Consider the following 5,182-nt stretch of genomic DNA (forward strand, 5'->3'; position numbering starts at 1 on the left):
ATTGGCCTTATTATCTGAGGATTCTGCATCCACTCCACAAGCCATTCTTTTTTAAACTTACTGCCCGCGAACCACAAGTCCGGCCCCTTTTTCTTTAACTTATCTTCAAAGGTCTTTTCTGTGGCAGGACCTGCTGTCTGATGACAGTCCCCGCACTTTTTCCCTGCAAAAATCTTTTTCCCATCATCAGCACCTGCGTCTGCCATATCTGCATAAATACCTATGATGGAGATGGTGAGGAGTGATACACATGCCTTACGAACAAATCTCAAGATATCCATTTTTGTAAATTCTCTCCTTTCTTAAAAAGAATTTTTATTTGAAAAAGATATACCTGACGGATATAACTTTGTCAAGGGTTTTGTTGACAACAGAAAATAAATCCCCTTTTCTGCCCGTCCCCTTTTCTACCCTATCTACCTCTTATCTCATTGTTGACTGTTTTTACCCTAATACCACCTTTATCTTATTAACAACCTCCGTCTTATCTACCAGAAATGAACCTGTCTCTTTTCTGAGTTTTATTTCAACCATATTATTTTCAAGGTTCTTGCTGCCTATTGTAATCCTTACAGGTATGCCTATTAAGTCAGCGTCTTTGAATTTTACCCCTGCCCTTTCATCCCTGTCATCCATTAAGACTTCAAAATCTGCTTCTTGCAAATCGTTATAAATATCTTCTGCAACATCCATAATCACCTTATCTTTCACATTCACAGGTATTATATAAGCATGGAATGGCACTATTGGCACAGGCCAGATTATGCCGTCTTTGTCGTGATTCTGTTCAATTGCGGCAGCAGCAGTCCTTCCTATGCCAATGCCATAACACCCCATTATAAACGGCTTTTCTTTGCCGTTTTCATCAAGGAATGTTGCGTTCATTGCCTCGCTGTATTTTGTGCCGAGTTTAAATATATGTCCGACCTCAATGCCCCGCATTATTTCAAGCGTCCCATCGCATCTTGGACAATTGTCCCCTGAAACTACATTTCGTAAGTCAGCAAATATATCTACCTTAAAGTCCCTGTCCAGATTTACATTTATAAGATGTGCATCCTTTTCATTGGCGCCTGTTACAGCATTTACAATCCCTTGAATGCTGTAATCAGCGATGAGCCTGCATTTAAGCCCTATTGGTCCTGCAAAACCTGATGGCGCATTTGTTACATCCCTTACAGTTTTATCATCAGCAAGTTTAACCCAATCAGCATTAACAACCCTTTTCAGTTTCGCCTCATTGATTTCATAATCACCCCTTAACATGACAGCAAAACCCCCTTGACTACTGTCATAAATCAATGTCTTTATAATCGCCTGCGGAGATACATTAAGAAACCTGCTCACCTCTTCCACTGACTTCATATTTGGTGTGGCTACTTTTTCTAAAGGTTTTTTACTCTCCTGACTCCTGACTCCTGACTCCTGACCCTTCGCTTCCGCCTTCTCCACATTCGCTGCATATCTGCACTTATTGCAACTTGCAATTGCATCCTCGCCTGTATCTGCCAACACCATAAACTCATGTGAAAAACTGCCGCCTATCTGTCCTGTGTCTGCCTCTACTGCCTTAAACTTAAGCCCGCACCTTTCAAATATCCTTGAATATGTTTCATGCATATTTTTATATTCTCTTTCAGCATCCTCATCTGTTGCGTGAAATGAATATGCATCCTTCATAATAAATTCCCTTCCTCGCATAAGTCCGAATCTTGGCCTTATCTCATCCCTGAACTTTGTCTGTATCTGATAGAGGTTTAAAGGCATCTGCCTGTAAGAACGGACATCCCGCCGCACTATATCTGTTATAACCTCTTCGTGTGTTGGACCAAGACAAAATGCCCTGTCGTGCCTGTCCTTAAACCTCAAAAGTTCTCTGCCATATACATCCCACCTCTTGCTCTCCTGCCATAGTTCAGACGGCACAACCATCGGCATCAGAACCTCTAAAGCCCCTGCCCTGTTCATCTCCTCCCGCACAATATCTTCCACCTTTTTTATAACCCTTATACCAAGTGGCAGAAAATTATAAATCCCAGATGCAACCTTCCTTATCATGCCCGCCCTTAACATCAATTGGTGGCTTATGACCTCTGCGTCCTTAGGCGCCTCTTTTATTGTCGGTATAAGCATCTTTGTAAATCGCATAGATTCTCCTGATTATATTAAATGCTTATGCCCCTCTTTTTTTTAAATATCTTTTTTGCCTTGAATGACATGCCACTTATTGTGGGATGGATGTCTTTGTCTGTTTCTCAAGACAGGCATAGGCGTTATGGTTATGTATTGATTCCCAGTTTTCAGCCTCAACAGTAAAATATGTAACCTCGTTAAGTTCATTTAATTTTGCCGCTACATCTCTTACCACATCCTCTACAAATTTAGGATTATTATACGCATGCTCCGTAACATATTTCTCATCATACCTCTTGAGTATTGAATAAACAGGGCTGGATGCTGATTTTTCAACAATATCTATTATATCCTCTATCCACACAAAATTCTTAAACCTGACCCTTACCTTTACCATACCCCTCTGATTGTGCGCCCCCCTTTTGCTGATCTCTTTTGAACATGGACAGAGGGTTGTTACAGGCACAATTACCTCAAGGATGAAATCCTTTTTTTCACCCAATGACCCTGAAAACCTGCACCTATATTCCATAATTCCCTTTGCCCGTGAAACAGGCGCCTTCTTTTCTATAAAATATGGGAACTCTACCTCAAGATGGGCTGTTCTGGCATCAAATCTCTTTTTCATATTCTTAAGTATTACAGGGAAATTCTTTACCGTTATTTCTCCATGATATTCGTTCAATATCTCTATAAACCTGCTCATGTGTGTGCCCTTAAAGTGGTGAGGGAGGTCAACATACATATTCACGCTTGCTATTGTGTGCTGGAACTTATTTTTTTTATCCAACACCACAATAGGGTAATGTATCTCTTTGACACCAACCTTATCTATGTCAATATTCCTGTAATCAGGCTGGTTCTGTATATCCTTTAATTTAATCTTCATAATACGTTGCCGCTGCCCTTTCAGATTCCCATACCTTTACCATACTGACCCTGATATTTTCATTGTTACTCACCTTTGATAGTTCTTTAAATATATATTGTGCCAGATTTTCAGACGAAGGATTTTGTGTGTCAAATGGCGGAATTTCATTCAGATGAACATGGTCAAACCCCTTCAAGACATCTAAAGTTCTCTGCTTTAAAATCTTAAAATCCAATGCAATGCCAATACTGTCAAGTTCATTTGCAGTGATACTTACCTCCACCTTCCAGTTATGTCCATGCAGTTTTTCGCACTCGCCGTTATAATTCCTTAAATTATGGGCGGCTGCAAATTCTGATAGTATTGTAAGTCTATACATATATTTGTAACTTACCATAACAGACATGCATACTCAAGATGTTGTTGAAAGATGTTGTTGAAAGGAAAATTAATGCGAACTTTATTCTATTATGTTATATATAGCACTAATGGACTACCGTTTTTTGACAAAAAAAGGGTTAAGTTCCTTTGTAGACAATATCTTAAAAGATTTTAAGGTCTATGGTCCTGTAAAGAAAGATGGTTTTTCTGTATATGAAAAGATTTCTGCCTCAAAAGAACTAAACCTCTTGCATATCCCTTCTCATCTTTCTCCCAAAAAGTATCTCCTGCCCCACAAGGAAACACTCTTAAGATTCAGATTAGGCGAAGAACATGAGGCTGAACAGGATATCTTTGCAGAAGAACAGATACTGTTTGGTATCCATCCATGCGATATACATGCAATAAAACTTACGGACAGGGTTTTTGCCTATGGCACCCCAGATGCCAACTATCTCAAAAGGCGGGAGAAAACTATAATTATAGGTTCAGAGTGCATGCCTGATAAATTTTGTTTCTGCAAAAGCGTCAATACCTCTAATATTGAAAGCGGCTTTGACCTTTTTCTGCATGAGATAAAAAGAGGTTATCTTATAAGAATAGGGACAGACAAGGGAAAGGAACTACTTTTAAAATATACAAAAATACGCAAGGCGACTCTTAAGGAAATATCAAAACTTGCTGATTTTAAAAATAAAAAAGAGCAGTCATTTTCAATTAAACTAGATATAGACCCATCTCATTTGCCATTACTCTACGCAGGCAGCTATAATAGTCCTATATGGGAAAGGATTGGCAATATCTGTTATGGGTGCGGTTCATGTAATCTTGTTTGTCCAACCTGTTACTGTTTTGATGTCAGGGACGAGGTGTCTAGTAACCTGAAAAGCGGAGAACGGTATCGGGTATGGGATGGATGCCTATTGGAAGATTTTGCAAAGGTATCAGGCGGGCATAATTTTAGAAAAACAAAGGCAGAGAGATTAAGGCATAGGTTTAACAGAAAATCCCAATATCAGGCAGATAAGTTTGGCGGACTTTTTTGCGTTGGGTGCGGCAGGTGCAGCAGGGCATGCCTTGTAAATATAAATATTGCTGAAATAACTAATGAACTTGTCAAAGAACAGGAAGGGGACAGGAAATCATAAAACATGGAATCTGCGTATCTGCCAAGACCGGCAAGGATTGAAAGAATTACAAGGTTAACTGAGAAGGAAAGACTTTTCAGAATACTCCTTGATGACGGCAAACCACTTGGACATGAGCCGGGACAGTTTATTATGCTTTCAATACTTGGAGTGGGTGAGGCACCTATCTCTGTATCATCTTCTTCTAACAAGAAGAATGAATTTGAAATATGTGTAAGGGCTGTCGGCAGTCTAACAAATGTCCTTCACTCATTGCCTAAAGGAAGCAGGATTGGAATAAGGGGTCCATATGGAAAGAGATTTCCTGTTGAGGAAATGGCTGCAAAGGATTTACTCTTTATCGCAGGCGGCATAGGGATTGTTCCGCTTCGCGGACTCATAAAGACTGTGCTTATGAAAAGGCATCTATATGGAAAGATAATACTTTTATACGGTGTTAAATCACCGGAAGAGATATTATTTAAAGACGAACTTATTGAATGGGCTAATCAACCTGATTTTGACTTAAGGATTACAGTTGACAAACCGCATCCTGACTGGAAAGGGCATACAGGTGTTGTAACCACATTCCTGCCTGAACTTAAAATTGAGGAAGATAAGACAGTGGCAGTTATAGTTGGTCCCCATGTAATGTATAAATATATAATCA

The 5,182-nt window shown here is 39.6% G+C and carries 6 protein-coding genes; 2 read left to right on the forward strand and 4 right to left on the reverse strand.

Annotated elements, in window-relative coordinates:
* From HZC45_06925 to queD, 4 genes are all read right to left on the reverse strand, one after another.
* On the reverse strand, positions 1 to 206 hold a 206-nt coding region (locus tag HZC45_06925), incomplete at its 3' end, for a c-type cytochrome (GenBank protein MBI5682879.1).
* A 238-nt stretch (positions 207 to 444) separates the two neighbouring features.
* Positions 445 to 2,148 carry a proline--tRNA ligase gene (locus HZC45_06930; GenBank protein ID MBI5682880.1) on the reverse strand — a complete coding sequence of 568 codons (1,704 nt, stop codon included), beginning with the start codon at positions 2,146 to 2,148 and terminating at the stop codon, positions 445 to 447.
* Positions 2,149 to 2,224: 76 nt separating this feature from the next.
* Positions 2,225 to 3,022, reverse strand: a complete 798-nt coding sequence (locus HZC45_06935) for a GTP cyclohydrolase I FolE2 (protein ID MBI5682881.1) — start codon at positions 3,020 to 3,022, stop codon at positions 2,225 to 2,227.
* A complete protein-coding gene (gene queD, locus HZC45_06940; protein MBI5682882.1) occupies positions 3,012 to 3,383 on the reverse strand; it encodes a 6-carboxytetrahydropterin synthase QueD in 372 nt (123 codons plus the stop codon). The genes HZC45_06935 and queD overlap by 11 nt, the downstream gene beginning before the upstream one ends.
* Before the next feature lie 124 nt (positions 3,384 to 3,507).
* On the opposite strand from queD, the gene HZC45_06945 reads away from it, so the two are divergent.
* Complete coding sequence (locus tag HZC45_06945) at positions 3,508 to 4,533, forward strand: 4Fe-4S dicluster domain-containing protein (protein ID MBI5682883.1); 1,026 nt, start codon at positions 3,508 to 3,510, stop codon at positions 4,531 to 4,533.
* Between the two features lie 3 nt (positions 4,534 to 4,536).
* Positions 4,537 to 5,182, forward strand: a 646-nt coding sequence (locus HZC45_06950; GenBank protein MBI5682884.1) for an FAD/NAD(P)-binding protein, incomplete at its 3' end; no start/stop codon positions are given.

This window comes from Deltaproteobacteria bacterium (assembly GCA_016223005.1).
Taxonomy (GTDB): Bacteria; Desulfobacterota; GWC2-55-46; order UBA9637; family GWC2-42-11; genus JACRPW01.